General features: G+C 74.0%; 17 protein-coding genes and 2 tRNA genes. 9 read left to right on the plus strand and 10 right to left on the minus strand.

Annotation, left to right across the window (positions count from 1 at the left end; translation table 11 throughout):
* Positions 1–27: 27 nt before the first annotated feature.
* Both BXA05_RS13595 and BXA05_RS13600 read right to left on the minus strand, forming a co-directional pair.
* A complete protein-coding gene (locus BXA05_RS13595; protein ID WP_076405499.1) occupies positions 28–525 on the minus strand; it encodes a peroxiredoxin in 498 nt (165 codons plus the stop codon).
* Positions 509–922, minus strand: coding sequence for a DUF3052 domain-containing protein (locus BXA05_RS13600; RefSeq protein WP_076405501.1), 414 nt, complete (start codon positions 920–922; stop codon positions 509–511). The genes BXA05_RS13595 and BXA05_RS13600 overlap by 17 nt, the downstream gene beginning before the upstream one ends.
* A 431-nt stretch (positions 923–1,353) precedes the next feature.
* Between BXA05_RS13600 and aceE the strand changes: the two genes are divergently transcribed.
* Positions 1,354–4,116 carry a pyruvate dehydrogenase (acetyl-transferring), homodimeric type gene (gene aceE, locus BXA05_RS13605; protein WP_076405503.1) on the plus strand — a complete coding sequence of 921 codons (2,763 nt, stop codon included), beginning with the start codon at positions 1,354–1,356 and terminating at the stop codon, positions 4,114–4,116.
* Between the two features lie 85 nt (positions 4,117–4,201).
* Here the strand turns inward: aceE and BXA05_RS13610 are convergent, their stop codons facing one another.
* Positions 4,202–4,888 carry a hypothetical protein gene (locus BXA05_RS13610; protein ID WP_034651756.1) on the minus strand — a complete coding sequence of 229 codons (687 nt, stop codon included), beginning with the start codon at positions 4,886–4,888 and terminating at the stop codon, positions 4,202–4,204.
* A 119-nt stretch (positions 4,889–5,007) separates the two neighbouring features.
* Here BXA05_RS13610 and BXA05_RS13615 point away from each other — a divergent pair, with 119 nt between their 5' ends.
* The 5 genes from BXA05_RS13615 (at position 5,008) to BXA05_RS13635 (ending at position 10,083) form a co-directional block, all read left to right on the plus strand.
* Positions 5,008–6,207, plus strand: a complete 1,200-nt coding sequence (locus BXA05_RS13615; RefSeq protein ID WP_076405505.1) for a PucR family transcriptional regulator — start codon at positions 5,008–5,010, stop codon at positions 6,205–6,207.
* Positions 6,208–6,338: 131 nt separating this feature from the next.
* A complete protein-coding gene (locus BXA05_RS13620) occupies positions 6,339–7,325 on the plus strand; it encodes an ACP S-malonyltransferase (RefSeq protein WP_076405507.1) in 987 nt (328 codons plus the stop codon).
* The gene (locus tag BXA05_RS13625) at positions 7,322–8,329 is read left to right on the plus strand and encodes a beta-ketoacyl-ACP synthase III (protein ID WP_076405509.1); all 1,008 of its coding nucleotides are present in this window, start codon (positions 7,322–7,324) and stop codon (positions 8,327–8,329) included. The genes BXA05_RS13620 and BXA05_RS13625 overlap by 4 nt, the downstream gene beginning before the upstream one ends.
* Positions 8,330–8,492: 163 nt before the next feature.
* On the plus strand, positions 8,493–8,741 hold the full coding sequence (locus BXA05_RS13630) for an acyl carrier protein (protein WP_021482065.1): 249 nt from the start codon (positions 8,493–8,495) through the stop codon (positions 8,739–8,741).
* A gap of 97 nt (positions 8,742–8,838) precedes the next feature.
* A complete protein-coding gene (locus BXA05_RS13635; protein WP_076405511.1) occupies positions 8,839–10,083 on the plus strand; it encodes a beta-ketoacyl-[acyl-carrier-protein] synthase family protein in 1,245 nt (414 codons plus the stop codon).
* 112 nt (positions 10,084–10,195) lie between these two features.
* Here the strand turns inward: BXA05_RS13635 and BXA05_RS13640 are convergent, their stop codons facing one another.
* The 3 genes from BXA05_RS13640 to BXA05_RS13650 all read right to left on the minus strand — a co-directional run bounded on the left by BXA05_RS13640 (position 10,196) and on the right by BXA05_RS13650 (position 12,224).
* Positions 10,196–10,696 carry a DUF3145 domain-containing protein gene (locus BXA05_RS13640; protein ID WP_021481145.1) on the minus strand — a complete coding sequence of 167 codons (501 nt, stop codon included), beginning with the start codon at positions 10,694–10,696 and terminating at the stop codon, positions 10,196–10,198.
* Between the two features lie 168 nt (positions 10,697–10,864).
* Complete coding sequence (gene def, locus BXA05_RS13645) at positions 10,865–11,350, minus strand: peptide deformylase (RefSeq protein ID WP_021481144.1); 486 nt, start codon at positions 11,348–11,350, stop codon at positions 10,865–10,867.
* A 67-nt stretch (positions 11,351–11,417) separates the two neighbouring features.
* Positions 11,418–12,224 carry a DUF1206 domain-containing protein gene (locus BXA05_RS13650; protein ID WP_244550469.1) on the minus strand — a complete coding sequence of 269 codons (807 nt, stop codon included), beginning with the start codon at positions 12,222–12,224 and terminating at the stop codon, positions 11,418–11,420.
* A 142-nt stretch (positions 12,225–12,366) separates the two neighbouring features.
* Between BXA05_RS13650 and BXA05_RS13655 the strand changes: the two genes are divergently transcribed.
* Entirely contained in the window at positions 12,367–13,482 is a 1,116-nt protein-coding gene (locus tag BXA05_RS13655; RefSeq protein WP_076405513.1) for an acyltransferase family protein, read from the plus strand.
* Here BXA05_RS13655 and BXA05_RS13660 read toward each other — a convergent pair.
* Together BXA05_RS13660 and BXA05_RS13665 are read right to left on the minus strand one after the other, a co-directional pair.
* Positions 13,455–13,814, minus strand: coding sequence for a DUF488 domain-containing protein (locus BXA05_RS13660; RefSeq protein ID WP_170963181.1), 360 nt, complete (start codon positions 13,812–13,814; stop codon positions 13,455–13,457). The genes BXA05_RS13655 and BXA05_RS13660 overlap by 28 nt on opposite strands.
* A gap of 51 nt (positions 13,815–13,865) precedes the next feature.
* Positions 13,866–13,939, minus strand: a tRNA-Ile gene (locus BXA05_RS13665).
* A 58-nt stretch (positions 13,940–13,997) separates the two neighbouring features.
* Between BXA05_RS13665 and BXA05_RS13670 the strand changes: the two genes are divergently transcribed.
* Both BXA05_RS13670 and BXA05_RS13675 read left to right on the plus strand, forming a co-directional pair.
* A complete protein-coding gene (locus BXA05_RS13670; protein ID WP_076405514.1) occupies positions 13,998–14,513 on the plus strand; it encodes a hypothetical protein in 516 nt (171 codons plus the stop codon).
* Between the two features lie 55 nt (positions 14,514–14,568).
* A tRNA-Asn gene (locus BXA05_RS13675) sits at positions 14,569–14,641 on the plus strand.
* A 198-nt stretch (positions 14,642–14,839) separates the two neighbouring features.
* On the opposite strand, the gene dnaG is transcribed toward BXA05_RS13675, so the two are convergent.
* Positions 14,840–16,786: a DNA primase gene (dnaG, locus tag BXA05_RS13680; protein WP_076405516.1), complete on the minus strand. Its 1,947-nt coding sequence runs from the start codon at positions 16,784–16,786 to the stop codon at positions 14,840–14,842.
* A gap of 9 nt (positions 16,787–16,795) precedes the next feature.
* Positions 16,796–17,755, minus strand: a complete 960-nt coding sequence (locus BXA05_RS13685) for an AraC family transcriptional regulator (protein WP_076405518.1) — start codon at positions 17,753–17,755, stop codon at positions 16,796–16,798.
* Between the last annotated feature and the right edge of the window lie 77 nt (positions 17,756–17,832).

Below are 17,832 nucleotides of genomic sequence, written 5' to 3' on the forward strand. Positions count from 1 at the left end.
CTGCCACGACCGCCCGGCTCCCAGGGCTCAGAGCTGTTCCAGCGCCCGTCGGTAACCGTCGAGGTCACGACGCTGCCCGCGCGGGTTCACGACCGACCACCGCACGATCCCGTCGGCGTCGAGCAGGAACGACCCGCGCAGCGCGAGGCCGTTGTCCTCGTCGAGAACGCCGTAGGCCCGCGCGACGTCCCCGTGCGGCCAGAAGTCGGAGAGCAGGTCGAACTCGAAGCCCTCCTGCGCGGTCCACGCCTTCTGCGCGAACACCGAGTCGCACGAGATACCGAGCAGCGTGACGCCGGCCGCCTCGAACTCCTCGAGGTTGTCGCGCAGCTCGCACAGCTCGCCCGTGCAGATCCCCGAGAACGCGAAGGGGTAGAACACGAGGAGCACCGGTCCACCCCGCAGGTCCGCGAGGTGGACGGGCGTGCCGTGGGTGTCCGGGAGCGTGAAGTCGGGCGCCGGGTCGCCCGGACCGGGCGGCGCGGTGCGCCCGGTCGCCGCGGCGTCGTCAGCGACCGCGGCCACGGGTCCCGAGCTTCGTCGCGGACCAGTCGGGCGCGATGGCGAACGTGCTCGTCGCGTGCAGCCCGGCCGTGTTCGCGGCCTCCTGGATGTCGTTGTGACCCACGTGGCCCGGCCGACCGGGCTTCGGGGTGAGCACCCAGATGAGGCCGCCGTCGTCGAGCACGGTCTGGACGTCCACGAGCAGGTCGGTGAGGTCGCCGTCGTCCTGGCGGAACCACACGACCACGCCGTCCGTGACGTCGTCGTAGTCCTCGTCGACGAGCTCGCCGCCGACGAGCTCCTCGAGCTCCCCGCGCAGGTCGTCGTCGACGTCGTCCGCCCAGCCGAACTCCTGGACCACGTTGCCGGGCGCGAACCCCAGTCGGTCCGCCCCGCTGGGCCCTACGGTGTCGGTCACTGTCGTGTCGTTCCTTTCCTCGTCCTGTCCGTGCGGTGGGCCGTCGCGCGCGCCCGGGCGGGCGCCCGCGCGCACGACGACCTGCCGTGTCTGGCAAAGGTAGCCCACCGCAGGGTGCGGTGCTTGGCAAGGCACCGCCCACGGACGGCCGTCCCGCGGGTCGTCGGCCGTGGTCGTGCACCGCCGGGCGGCCGCACGACGGCGGCGCGCACGCCGTCCGGCCCGTGTCGCCGAAATCACGCCCTCTTGACCACCCGATGGTGTGACTTACGCGCGCGTTGTGAACACAATGGGTAGACCACCCTGGTCTCGTGAAGAGGCGCGGTCGCCACCAGCGGCCGCGGCCGCGTGCCCGGAGTGGGCCCGAGACGGGTGTCGGCCGTGTACCGCGCGGCCGAGCGCCCGGCATCCGACGAGATATGAGGTTGCTGGTGGCTTCGTACGACGAGACCGGACCGCTGATCAACGGTCTGCTCAGCCAGGTTCCGGACTTCGACCCCGCCGAGACCGGCGAGTGGGTCGAGGCCCTCGACGGCCTGATCGACGACCGCGGGGGCCCGCGCGCCCGCTACGTCCTGCTGAACCTGCTCAAGAGGGCCCGGGAGCGCAACGTCGCCGTCCCGACCTCCCTGACCACCCCCTACGTGAACACCATCGGTGTGCACGAGGAGCCCTACTTCCCCGGCGACGAGGCGCTGGAGCGCCGCTACCGCTCGTGGATCCGCTGGAACGCCGCCGTCATGGTGACGCGGGCGCAGCGGCCCGGCATCGGCGTCGGCGGCCACATCTCCTCCTACGCGTCGGTGGCGACGCTGTACGAGGTGGGCCTGAACCACTTCTTCCGCGGCAAGGACCACCCGGGCGGCGGCGACCAGGTCTACTTCCAGGGCCACGCCTCCCCCGGCGTGTACGCGCGCGCCTTCCTCGAGGGCCGGCTCTCCGCGGACCAGCTCGACGGGTTCCGCCAGGAGAAGTCGCACCCGGGCGGCGGCCTGCCGTCGTACCCGCACCCGCGGCTCATGCCCGACTTCTGGGAGTACCCGACCGTCTCCATGGGTCTCGGCCCGGCGAGCGCGATCTACCAGGCGTGGACGGACAAGTACCTGCACAACCGCGGCATCCGTGACACGGAGCAGCAGGACGTGTGGGCGTTCCTCGGCGACGGCGAGATGGACGAGCCCGAGTCGCGCGGCATGCTCCAGCTCGCGGCGCAGCAGCAGCTCGACAACCTGACCTTCGTCGTGAACTGCAACCTGCAGCGCCTCGACGGCCCGGTGCGCGGCAACGGCAAGATCATCCAGGAGCTCGAGGCGCAGTTCCGCGGTGCGGGCTGGAACGTCATCAAGGTCATCTGGGGCCGCGAGTGGGACGTCCTGCTCAACGCGGACAAGGACCGCGCCCTGGTCAACCTCATGAACGTCACGCCCGACGGCGACTACCAGACGTACCGTGCGGAGTCCGGCGCGTTCATCCGCGAGCACTTCTTCGGCCGCGACCCGCGCACGAAGGCGCTCGTCGAGAACATGACCGACGACGACATCTGGAACCTCAAGCGCGGCGGCCACGACTACCGCAAGATCTACGCGGCCTATGCGGCGGCGCGCGCCCACACGGGCCAGCCGACCGTGATCCTCGCGCACACGGTCAAGGGCTACGCGCTCGGGCCGTCGTTCGCGGGCCGCAACGCGACGCACCAGATGAAGAAGGTCGGCCTGGCCGACCTCAAGGCACTGCGCGACTCCCTGCGGATCCCGATCACGGACGAGGAGCTCGACGCCAACCCGTACGAGCCCCCGTACTACCACCCGGGCCCCGACGCGCCGGAGATCCAGTACCTGCTGAACCGTCGCCAGCAGCTCGGCGGGTTCGTGCCCGAGCGCCGCTCGTCGCCGAAGCCGATCACCCTGCCCGGCGACAAGTCCTACGAGATCCTCAAGAAGGGCTCGGGCCAGCAGGAGATCGCCACGACGATGGCGTTCGTCCGGCTGCTCAAGGACCTCATCAAGGACAAGGAGTTCGGCAAGCGCGTCGTGCCGATCATTCCCGACGAGGCCCGCACGTTCGGCCTGGACTCGATCTTCCCGTCGGCGAAGATCTTCAACACCCAGGGCCAGCACTACCTCGCCGTGGACCGTGAGCTCATGCTGAGCTACAAGGAGTCCGAGGCCGGGCAGATCATGCACACCGGCATCAACGAGGCGGGCTCCGCGGCCGCCTTCCAGTCGGTCGGCACGTCCTACGCCACGCAGGGCGAGATCATGGTGCCGTTCTACATCTTCTACTCGATGTTCGGCTTCCAGCGCACCGGCGACCAGTTCTGGGCGGCGGGCGACCAGCTCACGCGCGGCTTCATCATCGGCGCGACCGCGGGCCGCACCACGCTCACGGGCGAGGGCCTGCAGCACGCCGACGGCCACTCGCCGCTCCTCGCGGGCACGAACACCGCGATCGTCCAGTACGACCCGGCGTTCGGCTACGAGATCCGGCACATCGTGCGCGACGGCATCGAGCGCATGTTCGGTCCCGGCGAGCACGGCGTGGGCGCGGACGGCCGCGACCAGAACGTCATGTACTACCTCACGGTGTACAACGAGCCGATGGTCCAGCCGGCCGAGCCGGAGGACGTGGACGTCGAGGGCATCCTCAAGGGCATCCACCGCATCTCCGTGGGCGAGGGCGACGGGCCGCGCGCCCAGATCCTCGCGTCGGGCGTCGGCGTGCCGTGGGCGCTCGAGGCGCAGCAGCTCCTGCGGGAGGACTGGGGCGTCGCGGCGGACGTGTGGAGCGTGACGAGCTGGAACGAGCTGCGGCGCGACGCGCTCGCCGCCGACCAGGCCGCGTTCCTCGACCCGGCCGCCCCGGCGCGCGTCCCGTTCGTCACGGAGAAGCTCTCCGGCGCCGAGGGGCCGTTCGTCGCGACGAGCGACTACGACCACCTGGTCCCCGACCAGATCCGCAAGTGGGTCCCGGGCGACTACGAGGTGCTCGGCGCCGACGGCTTCGGGTTCTCGGACACGCGCGCGGCGGCCCGCCGGCACTTCAAGATCGACGGCCCGTCCGTCGTCGTGCGCACGCTCCAGGCGCTCGCCAAGCAGGGCAAGGTCCCCGCGGACGCGTCGGCCCGCGCGATCGAGAAGTACCGCCTGATGGACGTCACCGCCGGCACGTCCGGCAACGCGGGCGGCGAGGCCTGACGGCCACCGCCTGAGACGACGACGGCCGGTCACCCCGCGGGGTGGCCGGCCGTCGTCGTCTCCGGAAGGTGCCGGACGCCGTGGGTCAGGTCCCGGCGCGATGCTGCTCGGCCTGCGCGACGGCGCGCTCGAGGTCCGCGCGCAGCGGAGCGACGCCCCGGGGGTCGCCGTACTCGACGAGCGACTCGAGGTGGTGGCGGGCGTCGAGGGGACGGTCGGCCTCGATGGCGGCGAGGACGAGCTGGCGCCCGACCTCGGCCTCGTGCTCGCGGGCGCGCCAGTGGCCGACGCCGAGGCCCAGCGCCTCGACCGGCAGGCCCGCTGTGCGCAGGACCTCCATCGACTGCGCGAGCGCGTGCCCCGAGGGGTCGCGCTCCGCGGCCGTCGCGAAACGGCGCAGGGCCGCCTCCGGGTCGTCGTCGAGGGAGAGACGGCCGAGCTCCACGAGCGGGTACCACCCGCGGGGATGCCCGGCGAGCTCCTCGGCGAGCGCCCAGACCGCGAGGTCGGCGGCACGCTGCTTCTCCGTCTCGTCCGCCGGGGCGGCGAGCGGGTCGTCCGTGGTCGGTCCCTCCGCGGCGCGACGGCGGACCAGCTCCGCGAGCGCGCGGAAAGCCCTCTCGTCGTTCGGGTCGTCGACGAGCATCGCCCGCAGCGCGTCCTCGTGGACCGTGTCGCCACGCTTCTCCCCGGACCGTGGGCGGCGCGTGCCGACGGTCGACGCGGACGTCGGCCGACGCATGAGCTGTCGAAGTCGGGGCATGAGTGCCATTCCCCGACCCTAGCGGGTCGTCCGGGTGCTCACCCAGCGACCCGGTCCCCCGGCGACCCGGGGCCCACCGTGGCACGCGCTTTGTGGACTGTCCACAACCCCGGCCGTATGCTCGGCGCGTGACGGCCACCCCCAGGACCCCGGCGACCGCGCCGGCCCCGACCGGCCCGGCCGGCAACGCGGACAACCTCCAGCGCCTGCGCGACGGCAGCGGCCTGCTCATGTCCGCCGCGCTGCGCCGGCTCGACGACGAGATCCGCTGGTACCGCGAGCTCCCGGCCGAGGACCGCTCCTACGTGGGTCTCGTCGCGCAGTCCGGTATCACGGCGTTCGTCACGTGGTACGCGGACCCGCAGGCCCCGCCGCACGGCGTGAGCGACATCTTCGCCGCGGCCCCGCCCGAGCTCACGCGCTCGATCTCGCTCCAGAACACTCTCCAGCTCGTCCGCATCGTCGTCGAGGTCGTCGAGGCGTACTCGGACCAGCTCGCGGCGCCGGGCGGCGAGCGCGACCTGCGCGAGGCCGTGCTGCGCTACTCCCGGGAGGTGGCGTTCTCCGCGGCGGAGGTCTACGCGCGCGCCGCGGAGGTACGCGGCGCGTGGGACGCGCGCCTGGAGGCCCTCGTCGTGGACGCGCTCATCCGCGGCGACGGCGACGACTCCCTGCGGTCGCGCGTCTCGGCGCTCGGCTGGGGCGGCCACGGCTCGACCCTCGTCATGGCGGGCACGATCGCCGCGACGCTCGACGAGGTCCGGACGGCGGAGCTGCGCCGCGCGACGCGCCGCGCGGCGGGCGACGCGCTCGTGGGCATCCACGGCGACCGGCTCGTCCTCGTGCTCGGCGGCGAGGGCGACCTCCAGGCCGCCGCGGCGTCGCTCCTGCCCCGCTTCGGCCCCGGCCCGGTCGTCATCGGGCCGACGGTCCCCGGGCTGGAGGAGGCCGCGCGCTCGGCGCAGGCCGCGCTCGCGGGGCTGCGGGCCGCGCCCGCCTGGCCGCAGGCCCCGCGCCCGGTGCTCGCCGACGACCTGCTCCCGGAGCGCGTCCTCACCGGCGACACCACGGCGCGACGCACGCTCGTCGCCCAGGCGTACCGGCCGCTCGCCGAGGCGACGGGCTCGGTGCTCGAGACGCTGTCCGCCTACCTCGGCACGGGCCGGTCGCTCGAGGCGGCGGCCCGGTCCCTGTACGTCCACCCCAACACCGTGCGCTACCGCCTGCGCAAGGTCTCGGAGATCACCGGGTGGGACCCGCTCGACGCCCGCGAGTCGTTCGTGCTGCAGGTCGCGCTCGCGCTCGGGCAGCTCTCGACGGTCCGCTGAGGAGCCGGGCGCGCCCGACGTCCCGCGGGCTCCCCGCCCGCGGCGCCTTGTAGGTTCAGCACAACCACCCTCCGCAAGGTTGGTGCGCGTCGTGACGTGGCGCACGGCCCTCGCGTTGGCACAGTTGACGGGTGCTCGCCGTCTTGTGCCCTGGACAGGGCTCCCAGTCCCCCGGAATGCTCGCCCCCTGGCTCGAGCTGCCCGGCGTCGCCGACCAGGTCTCCGCGTTCGGCGAGGCCGCGGGCCTCGACCTGCGCGCGCACGGGACGGAGTCGGACGCCGACACGATCCGTGACACGGCCGTCGCGCAGCCGCTCATCGTCGCGTCGTCGCTCGTCGCGCTCCGCGTGATCCTCGACGGGCGCGACACCGCCGACGTCGTCGACGTGACCGCCGGGCACTCGGTCGGCGAGCTCGCCGCCGCGGCCGTCGCGGGGGCGCTGACGGACACCGGCGCCGTCGGGCTCGTCGCGCACCGCGCGCGCGCCATGGCCGCGGCCGCCGCCGCGACCCCCACCGGCATGAGCGCCGTCGTCGGGGGCGACCCGGAGGAGGTCCTCGCCGCGATCGAGGCGGCCCACCTGTGGCCCGCGAACGTCAACGGCGGCGGGCAGGTCGTCGCCGCCGGCGCCCTCGACCACCTCGCCGCCCTCGCGGAGAACCCGCCCGCGAAGGCGCGCGTCATCCCGCTCCAGGTCGCGGGTGCCTTCCACACGCCCTTCATGCAGCCGGCGCTCGAGGAGTTCGAGCCGGTCGCCGCGTCGTGGGACGTCGCCGACCCGCGCCTGCCGCTCCTGTCCAACGCCGACGGCGAGTCCTACGGGACCATCGACATCGAGGGCAGCACGTACGGCAAGGCGCGGGACGTCGTCCGCCGCCTCACCGCGCAGATCGCGGCGCCCGTGCGCTGGGACCTGTGCCAGGAGACCCTCGCGGAGCTCGGCGTCACCGCGCTGCTCGAGCTCGCGCCCGGAGGCGTCCTCACGGGTCTCGCCCGCCGCTCGCTGAAGGGCGTCGAGGCCGTGGCCGTGAAGTCGCCCGACGACGTCGAGGCCGCGCGCGACCTCGTCGCCCGGCACTCGGCGGCGGCCGGCGCGGCCTCGGGCGTCGACGCGTGAGCGGCACGACCCTGCGCCAGGCCACGGGCCCGGCGCACTCGCGCATCCTCGCGATCGGCGGGGTGCGCGGCGAGAACGTCGTCACGAACGACGACATCGCCGGGCCCATCGACTCCTCCGACGAGTGGATCCGGCAGCGCACCGGGATCGTCACGCGGCGTCGTGCCGGCGCCGACGTCGACGTCCTGGACCTGTCCGAGGCCGCGGCGCGCGACGCCCTCGCCCGGGCGGGCCTCCAGGGCGCCGACGTCGACGCGGTGATCGTCTCCACGGTCACGTACTTCCACCAGACCCCCGCCGCCGCGGCGGTGCTCGCCGAGCGCCTCGGCGCGACGCCCGCCGCCGCGTTCGACGTCTCCGCCGCGTGCGCGGGCTACGCCTACGCCATCGCGCAGGCCGACGCCCTCGTGCGCGCCGGCATCGCGACGCACGTGCTCGTGGTCGGCGCGGAGAAGATGAGCGACTTCATCGACCCGACCGACCGCTCGATCTCGTTCCTCCTGGGCGACGGCGCCGGCGCCGCGATCGTCGGGCCGTCCGACACCCCGGGTATCGGCCCGACGGTGTGGGGCTCCGACGGCGGCAAGGCGCAGGCGATCCGCCAGACGCACGCATGGTCGGACCTGCGCGAGGACCCCTCGCTCGGGTGGCCCACGCTGCGCCAGGACGGTCAGAGCGTGTTCAAGTGGGCCGCGTTCCAGATGGCCCCCGTCGCCGCCAAGGCGATGGCCGAGGCCGGGGTCGCCCCGGCCGACATCGGCGCGTTCGTGCCGCACCAGGCGAACATGCGGATCATCGACCAGATGATCAAGCAGCTCGAGCTCCCCGCGTCCGTCGCGGTCGCCCGGGACATCGCGGAGACCGGCAACACGTCGGCCGCCTCGATCCCCCTCGCGACCCGGCGCCTGCTCGACGAGGGGCAGGTCCGCTCCGGCGACCTCGCCCTCCAGATCGGGTTCGGCGCCGGGCTCGTCTACGCGGCGCAGGTGGTCGTGCTGCCGTAGGGGAGAATCACCCTGGACGGACGGCCGCCCTCCCCGCGGGGAGGACCCACGCCGTCGGCGGACCCGTCCGTCGCGCGCACCGTCTGACGAAGTACCGCCCGGCACACCCACCGGGCACCGCCACCGGGACCGGTCGCCGCCGGCCCCACGACAAGGAGAAACCATGGCCTACACCGAGCAGGAAGTCCTCGCCGGCCTCGCGGAGATCGTCGCCGAGGAGACGGGTCTGCCGACCGACGCCGTCGCGCTCGAGAAGTCCTTCACCGACGACCTCGACATCGACTCGCTGTCGATGATGACGATCGTCACCCACGCCGAGGACAAGTTCGGGGTCCGCATCCCGGACGACGAGGTCAAGAACCTCACGACGGTCGGCGACGCCGTGTCCTTCATCACGGGCGCCCAGGCCTGAGCACGCCCCGCCTGCCTCGCAGGCCTGCGGGCGGGCCGGCGTCACCCACGCCGGCCCGCCCGTCCTCCCGCCCCCGCCGCAACCCCCGAGGAGCACCATGTCTGCCGCTACTGAAGTCGTCGTCACCGGCCTCGGCGCCACCACGCCGCTCGGCGGCGACGTGCCCTCCACCTGGGCCGCGGCACTGGCCGGCGAGTCCGGCGCGCGCACGCTCGAGAACGACTGGGCGGAGCGCTACGAGATCCCGGTGACGTTCGCCGCGACGATCAAGGTCGACCCGGCCGAGGTCCTCGCGCGCCCCGAGATCAAGCGCATGGACCCCTCCACGCAGTACGCGATCATCGCCGCGCGCGAGGCGTGGGCGGACGCGGGCAGCCCCGCGGTCGACGGCGACCGGCTCGGCACGGTCGTGTCGTCCGGCATCGGCGGCATCTGGACCACGCTCGACGGCTGGGACACGCTGCGGGAGCGCGGCGCGCGCCGCATGCTGCCCATGACCGTGCCCATGCTCATGCCGAACTCCCCCACCGCGTACGTCTCGCTCGAGCTCGGCGCCCGGGCGGGCGCCCACGCTCTCGTCTCCGCGTGTGCGTCCGGCGCCGAGGCGATCGGCTACGGCGTCGACATGATCCGCGCGGGCCGCGCGGACGTCGTCGTCGCCGGCGGCACCGAGGCCACGATCCACCCCATGCCGATGGCGGCCTTCGCCGCCTCGCGCACGCTCTCGCTGCGCAACGACGACCCCCAGGGCGCGTCGCGCCCGTACGACGTCGACCGCGACGGCTTCGTCATCGGCGAGGGCTCGGGCGTCGTCGTCCTCGAGAGCGCCGAGCACGCCGCGGCCCGCGGTGCCCGCGTCTACGCGCGGCTCGCCGGCGTCGGGCTGTCCTCCGACGCCTACCACATCACCTCTCCCGACCCGGAGGGTCGGGGCCAGGTCGCGGCGATGCGCCGTGCGCTCGAGGAGGCCGGTGTCACCGGGCGGGACGTCGTGCACGTCAACGCGCACGCGACCTCGACCAAGGTCGGCGACCTCACCGAGACCCGCTCCATCCGCTCGCTCCTGGGCGACGACGCCGACCACGTGCTGCTCTCGGCCACCAAGTCGATGACCGGACACCTCCTCGGCGGTGCCGGCGCGCTCGAGTCGATCTTCACGATCAAGGCCGTCGCGGAGCGCCTCGCTCCCCCGACGATCAACGTCGCGAACCCCGACCCGGAGCTCCAGGTGCCGCTCGTGCGCGACACGCCCGCACCGCTGCCGAGCGGCGACGTCGTCGCGATCAACAACTCGTTCGGCTTCGGGGGCCACAACGTCGCCCTCGCCGTGGCCAGCGTCTGACCACACACCACGACGACGCGAAGGGCGCCTCCCCGACCTCGGGGAGGCGCCCTTCGTCGTCCCTACGGACGAGCGTGCGTGGACAGTCTCTGCAGTGCGGCGTGCGGGGGCGTCAGCCGACGCGGTGCAGCCAGCGCACCGGAGCGCCCGCTCCGGCGTAGCGGAACGGCTCGAGCTCGTCGTCCCAGGCCTTGCCGAGCGCGAGGTGGAGGGCGTCGCGCATCGCCCAGGGCTCGCTCACCTGCTCGAGCGCGGCCCGGATCCGGTCCTCGGGCACGACGATGTTCCCGTGCACGTCCGTCTGGGCGTAGAAGATGCCGAGGTCGGGCGTGTGGGACCAGCGACCGCCGTCGACCCCGTGGCTGGGCTCCTCGGTCACCTCGTACCGCAGGTGGGACCATCCGCGCAGCGCGGAGGCCAGCCTGGCGCCCGTCCCCTGCGGCCCCTGCCACGAGTACTCGGCCCGGTAGAGGCCGCGCGCGGCGGGCTGCTCGGTCCAGTCGAGCGACACGCGCACGCCGAGGACGTTGCCCGCGGCCCACTCCATGTGCGGGCACAGAGCACGCGGTGCTGAGTGCACGTAAAGAACACCGCGGGTGATGGCACCGGCCATGTCTGCCTCCCTAGGTCGAGGTTTCGTCTTCCCCAACGTCCTCACCCAGGGCGGGTCCACAGCGCTCGCACCGATGTCGCGGCGTGTCTCGTGCTCATCTTGCACGACATCCCGCGTGCGCGCGAGAGATCGGGCGGGCGTGCCCGGGACCGACCGGGCACACCCGTGTCAGAGGTGCTCGCGCAGCTCGCGCATCGCCTTCTTGCGCACGGAGCGGTCGAGCCGGTCCAGGTAGAGCATGCCGTCGAGGTGGTCGCACTCGTGCTGGAGGCACCGGGCCATGAGCTCGGTCCCCTCGACCACGACCTCGTTGCCGTCGAGGTCGGTGCCGACCACGCGCGCGTACCAGGCGCGGCGCGTCGGGTACCAGAGGTCGGGGACGGAGAGGCAGCCCTCGTCGCCGTCCTGGTAGTCGTCGGACAGCTCGACGATGCGCGGGTTGAGCACGTACCCGATCTCGTCGTCGATGTTCCACGAGAACGCCCGGAGGTTGACGCCGATCTGGTTGGCGGCAAGCCCCGCGCGCCCCTCGTGGTCGACCGTCTCGACGAGGTCGGCGACGAGAGAGCGCACCCGGTCGTCGATGGTGGTGATCTCGTCGCAGGGGGTGCGGAGCACGGGGTCCGGGATGGTCCGGATCTCTCTCATCGCCATGGTCACCATTCTTCCATGCGCACGACGGCGTCCGGCCGTCGTGCCCAGCCCCGCACCAGGGCGCACGTCACATCCGCGCGTACCGCGCCCGCGCGAACGAGTAGAGCCCGTAGGCCGCGAAGCCCAGCCCGACGGCGAGGAGGAGCGCGACCCCGAACGGCTGCGCCGCGAGCGTGGCGAACGCGCTGTCGAGGCCGCCCGCCTGCTGCGGGTCGTGCTGGACGGCGGCCACGACGAACAGCACGCCCAGCACGCCGAGCGCGACGCCCTTGGCGATATACCCCACCCGCCCGAGCGTCACCACGGCGCGGCCCAGGTGCCCGCTGGTCCCGCCCTGGAGGTCCTCGAGGAACTTCTTCCGCCACCCCTTGACGACGTGGTAGACCCCACCGGCGACGATGCCCACCCCGACCGCGCCGACCAGCAGCACGCCGCCGGGCTTCTCCATGAGGGTCGCGGTCATGCTCTCCTCCTGGCCGGAGCCGCCGGCGGACCCGGTCACGACCTGGAGGGCGATCACCCCGAGCGCCAGGTAGAGGACGGCCTTGCCCGCGGCCTTGAGCCGGTCGGACGTCTCGGCCGCGCCGCTCAGCGCGACGGTGACCTGCCACAGGGCGAGCGCCGCGAACGCCACGACGGCGAACCACAGCAGCGCGGTGCCGCCCGGCGTCTGCGCGATGGCCGTGAGCGCACCGGTCTGGTCGGCCTGCTCGCTCGAGGCCGAGCCCGTCGCCACCTGCACGGCGAGGACGCCGACGACGAGGTGGAGCAGGCCGCTCACCGCGTAGCCCCCGCGGGCCAGGAGCTCCAGGGTCTTGCTGCCGCGTGCGCCGCGTGATGCCGCCTTGCCGGTCGAGCTCAAGCTCGGTGCCACAGGACCTCCTCGGTCGTCGGGACGCCGCCCCCACCGCGTCGCCGGGTTCTCCGGCCCGCACACGGTGCCAGAACTGCGCACTCCGCGCACGCCGGACGGCGTTGCCAGGCGGCGTTGGTCACGATTCGGTAACGTGCCGCGGATGCCCCCGCAGAACCCTCGCCTCGCCGTGCTCGACGGACTCCGGTTCGCGGCAGCAGCTGCGGTGCTCGTCTACCACTTCGTCGCCGTCAACCACCACGCGTGGGGCGCGCGCACGAGCGCCTCGCTCCCCGGCGCCCAGGCGGTCACCGCCTACGGGTCCTTCGGGGTCCAGCTCTTCTTCGTCGTCAGCGGCTTCGTCATCCTCATGACGGCGTGGGGCCGCGACGTGCGCGGCTTCGTCGCGTCGCGCGCCGGGCGGCTCTTCCCCGCGTACTGGGCCTCGGTGCTGCTCACGGTCCTGCTGGTGCTCGTCGTCCCCGGCCGGCGCGACGTCGACCTGCCGCAGGCGGCGGCCAACCTCACCATGGTCCAGCGCGCGTTCGGGATCCCCGACCTCGAGGCCGTCTACTGGACGCTCTGGTCCGAGCTGCGGTTCTACGTCCTCGTCGGCGTGCTCGTCGCCGTCGGCCTCACCCGGGCGCGGGTCCTCGCGTTCGTCGTGCTGTGGCCCGTCGCCGGCGCGATCGCGACCCAGACCGGCTCCGAGCTGGCCGCGACGGTGCTCGTCGCCCCCGACGCCCCGCTCTTCGCGGGCGGCATGGTGCTCTATCTGCTGACCCGCGAGCGCCGCTCCCCCGTCCTCTGGCTCGCGCTCGCGCTGAACGTGCTCCTCGGGGCGGCGCTCTCCGGGCAGATCCAGTCCGGCCGCATCGAGAACAGCACCGACGTCGTCGTCTCCCCCACCGCGTGGTGGGTCGCGATCGTCGTGTGCTTCGCGCTCGTCGCCGTCGCGAATCTCACCCCGCTCGCTCGCGTCTCCTGGGGCTGGCTCACCGCTCTCGGCGCCCTCACGTACCCGCTCTACCTCGTGCACTCGTCCTGGGGGCGATGGGTCATCGAGTCCGTGCACCCGTACCTCTCGCGCGCCGCGACCCTCGCGGTGGCAGTCGCGGTGTGCCTCGCCCTCGCCTGGGTGATCCACCGCGCCGTCGAACGGCCGCTCGGGCCCCGGCTGCGCCACGCCCTCGACCGCGACCTGCGACGCGACCTCGACCGCCCGACCCGGGCCGCCGCGTCCCGGGGCGCTCAGGACGAGGCGCTCGCCGCGAGGTAGTCGCGCAGCACCACCGCCTGGTTGTGCTGCTCGTCCCTCGCCCCGTACACCAGCGTCACCACGGGGTGCTGCCCGACGACGTCCTGCAGCTCCGCGACCGCGTCGCCCTGGGCGTCGAGCTCGGCGCGGTACCGCTCGGCGAACTCGTCGAACAACCGCTCCTCGTGGTGGAACCAGCGCCGCAGGTCCGTCGACGGCGCGACGTCCCGGAGCCACAGGTCGACGTGCGCCGCCTCCTTGCTCACGCCGCGCGGCCACAGGCGGTCGACGAGCACGCGGAACCCGTCCTGCTCCGCGGCCGGCTCGTACACGCGCTTGGTCCGCACCGTCATGAGGCCATGACACCGCGCGGACGCTCGCGCCGCACGCGCGACGCGGAAGGGTGCCCCGTGCAGGACTTGAACCCGCGACCGAGAGATTATGAGTCTCCTGCTCTGACCGGCTGAGCTAACGGGGCGCGCGGGCGAGCATACCGCCCGTGCGGCAGGCGGTCGGAGAGCCGCTACGGTGGGGACGTGTCCTGGTTCCGCCGTCCCGCGCTGCCCGACCCTGTCCGTCGTGCGCTCGACCTCCCGGCCACCGATCGTGTCCTCGCGTCGGCGGAGCTCGCCGACGGGTCGTGGGCCGTCGCGACGCGGGCCGGGCTCCTCACGAGCGACGCCAGCGGGACGACCGTCGTCCGGCACCTCTGGTCGGACGTCGACCGGGCGGGGTACGACCCGGAGAGCGCGACGATCACCGTCTCGTGGGTCGACGGCGCTCCTCCCCTGGCCCTGCGCCTCGCCGACCCGCGCCGTACGTCGCTCGCGCAGACGCTGCGCGAGCGCGTGCAGTCGTCGGTCGTGCTCTCGGAGACCGTGACGTTCGCCGCAGGGCTCACCGCGCGCGTCGCCGTGCGGCGGGACGCAGACGGCGAGCTCTTCTCGCAGGTCGTCGCCGACCCCGGGCTGGACCTGACGGACCCGGAGGTCGAGGCACGGGTCGACGCGGCCGAGGGTCGGGTCCGGTCGGCGTCCGGACTACCCCTCTGAGCCTGCTAGAGTTTTCCCCGGTCGCTGCGGTGCAAACCCCGACGGCCATGGTCGATCCCGCGTAGCTCAGCTGGCAGAGCATCCGACTGTTAATCGGACGGTCGTAGGTTCAAGTCCTACCGCGGGAGCCCTCAGGTTCGGCCCCGGATCGTACAGCGATCCGGGGCCGAGCTTTTTGCGTCCCCGGGACGGACCTCCGACCAGCGCGTGAGCGTCCGACCTCTCCGAGCGCCCGTGGACTCGTCCGTGCCGCTCGCGCGGGCCGGTCGTCTGCGGACACACCTCCGTCGGCGCAGGACGCCCCGGACCGACCGAGGCCGCCGGGGTCAGGCGATCTCGCCCTCGCGCAGCGTGCGGCGCTCGGCCTCGACGGCGAGGAGGGCGGCGAACGCCTCCTGGTACGCGGCGAGGTCGACCGACGGGTCGAGCCGTTGGAGCCGGCTCTTCGCGTCGGCGACGCGGCGCGTGAGGCCCAGGTCGACGAGGCCGCGCACGACGCCTGCGACGTAGCCGCCGACGACGTTCTCCCGGTCCTCGGGCAGGGGCGCGACGGCGAGCTCGGTCACGAGGCCGCGCACGGGCTCGGCTGCCTGCTCGACGACCGCCTCGACCCAGTGCCCGGCGCCGAGCGAACTGCCCTCGCGCACGCCGCCCGCGGCGCGGATCGCGGCGTGGACGGCGCGCCACGCGGGGACGGCGAACGCGTCCTCGCCGAGGTCGTCGAACATCGGCGGCACGTGCTGGGGGTACTGGAGGACGGCGGCGAGCGCGAGACGCTCCCGGCGCGCGACGGGGTCGCGCGGGTCGGGCGGGGGCAGCGCGGGGACCTCGGGCTCGGGCGGCCGGGCCTCGGCACCGGGGCGGGCGTCGTCGGGCCGGGAGGTCCGCACGGGCCCGGGCGCGCTGCCACGCTTGGCGGCCGCGGCGACCTCGCGCCGGACGCGCTCCGCGTCGGTGCCGATCCAGCCGGCGAGCATGCGCGCGTACTCGGGCCGCAGCGCGGTGTCGCGGATGCCGGCGACGACGGGAGCGGCCGCGCGCAGGGCGCCGACGCGCCCCTCGGCCGTGTCGAGGTCGAACGAGGCGAGCGTCGTGCGGATGACGAACTCGAAGAGCGGCTGGCGGCCGTCGACGAGCGCACGCACCGCGTCCGGCCCGCGCGCCATGCGCAGCTCGCAGGGGTCCATGCCGCTGGGCTCGACGGCCACGAACGTCTGGGCGTAGAAGCGTTGGTCCTCGCCGAACGCCCGCACGGCGGCCTTCTGGCCCGCGGCGTCGCCGTCGAACGTGAAGACGACCTCTCCCCCGACGGACGCGCCCGACGCGAGCTGCATGCCGCCGCCCGCGGTCGTGTCGCCGAGGAGGCGCCGCACGATGCGCGCGTGGTCCGAGCCGAACGCGGTGCCGCACGTCGCGACGGCGGTCGTCACGCCGGACAGGTGCGCGGCCATGACGTCCGTGTACCCCTCGACGACGACGACGCGCTTCTGCTTCGCGATCTCGCGCTTGGCGAGGTCGATGCCGTAGAGCACGTGCGACTTCTTGTAGAGCGTGGTCTCGGGCGTGTTGAGGTACTTGGGGCCCTGGTCCTCGTCGTAGAGGCGGCGCGCGCCGAACCCGATGATCTCGCCCGTCACGTCGCGGATCGGCCACATGAGCCGGCCGCGGAACCGGTCGTAGATGCCGCGCTGCCCCTGGCTCATGAGGCCGGAGGCGACCAGCTCCGCCTGCGTGAAGCCGCGGCCCTGGAGGTGGCGCTGGAGGTTGTCCCAGCCGGTCGGCGCGTACCCGACGCCGAAGTGCTCGGCGTCGGCCCGCTCGAAGCTGCGCTCGGCGAGGAACGCGCGCGCGGCCTGGGCGCCCGGGGCGAAGAGCTGCTCGGAGAAGTACTGGGCGGCGACACGGTGCGCCTCGAGCAGCCGCTGGCGACGGCCGGGCTCCTCGCGGGGGCGCTGCGGGCCGCCGGAGTCCTCATAGCGGAGCTGGATGCCGATGCGGTCCGCGAGGTACTCGACGGCCTCGACGAAGGTCAGACCGTCGATCTTCTGCACGAACGAGATGACGTCGCCGCCCTCGCCGCAGCCGAAGCAGTGCCAGCGCCCGACGCCGGGGCGCACGTGGAACGACGGCGAGCGCTCGTCATGGAACGGGCACAGGCCCTTGAGCGAGCCGACGCCTGCGGTCTTGAGCGTGACGTGCGCGGAGACGATCTCGTCGATCCGCGCGCGGTCGCGGACGGCTTCCACGTCCTCGCGTCGAATCAGGCCTGCCACGAGGCGAGTCTATGCGCCCCGGGCCGGCCCGGCGGGTGCCCCGGTGGCGGCGTCCGTCACCCCGGCGCCGGTCCCCGCCGCCGCCCCCACGAGGGCCGCGCGCGACGCCGCGCAGCGGCGCGCGTACGCACCCGGGGTGACGCCCGTCGCGCGCGCGAAGTCCGCCCCGAGGTGGGCCTGGTCGTAGTAGCCGACGGCGGTCGCGAGCGCCGCGAGGTCCTGGCCCGGGTCCGCCGCCAGGAGGTCCGCGGCGAGGTGCACGCGGTGCCGCTGGAGCACCCACTTGGGGCTCACGCCGACGGACGCGGCGAACAGCCGCTGCAGCGAGCGCGCGGACGTGCCGACGACGTCCGCGAGGTCCCCCACGCCCGCCCCCGGCCCGAGCTCGCCGCCGACGAGCGCCGCGAACGCCTGCGCGACCCGGTCGAGGTCACGCGTCGCGCGTGCGGTGCGGACCCGCTCGGCCCGGGCGCGCAGCAGGGGCTCGACCGTCCGCGCGGCCTCCTCGTCGCGGCCCGTGACCGCCAGGGCGAGAGCGGCGGCGCCGGTGCGCTCCGCCGTCGGTCCGAGCGCCGCGGCCGGGACCTGCACGCCCGGACGCACGGCGTCCGGGTGGCCGAGCAGCACCCGGAAGGCGCCCGGCCGGAGCTTGGTGCCGACGACGGCGCCCGACCCGGTCAGGGTGCGCTCGAACAGCCCCGGCGGGATCCCGTGCGCGACGTACCCCGACTCCTCGGCCACGACGTTCGCCACCGGGTGGGGCACGAGGACCTGGGTGAACTCCGTGCCGGGCGACAGGTCCCACCGCACGACCCAGTGCCGCTCCACCAGGTCCGCGAGGTCGGGGGCGGGCTCGACGCGCACGAGCTCGAAGCCGCGCCGCGCGGCCGCGGGGTCGACGAGGCCGCGGACGGACGTCGTCGGGCGCCGGGGCTCCGCAGAGGCGCCGGCGCCGGCGGGTTCGAACACCTGTCGCATTCCTCCAAGACTGGCACGGCCCGCCGACACGAGCATGAGGGGACGGCCCGCCCCGGGTGGGCGGGGAA

The organism is Cellulosimicrobium funkei (assembly GCF_900155925.1).
GTDB classification, from domain to species: Bacteria; Actinomycetota; Actinomycetes; order Actinomycetales; family Cellulomonadaceae; genus Cellulosimicrobium; species Cellulosimicrobium funkei.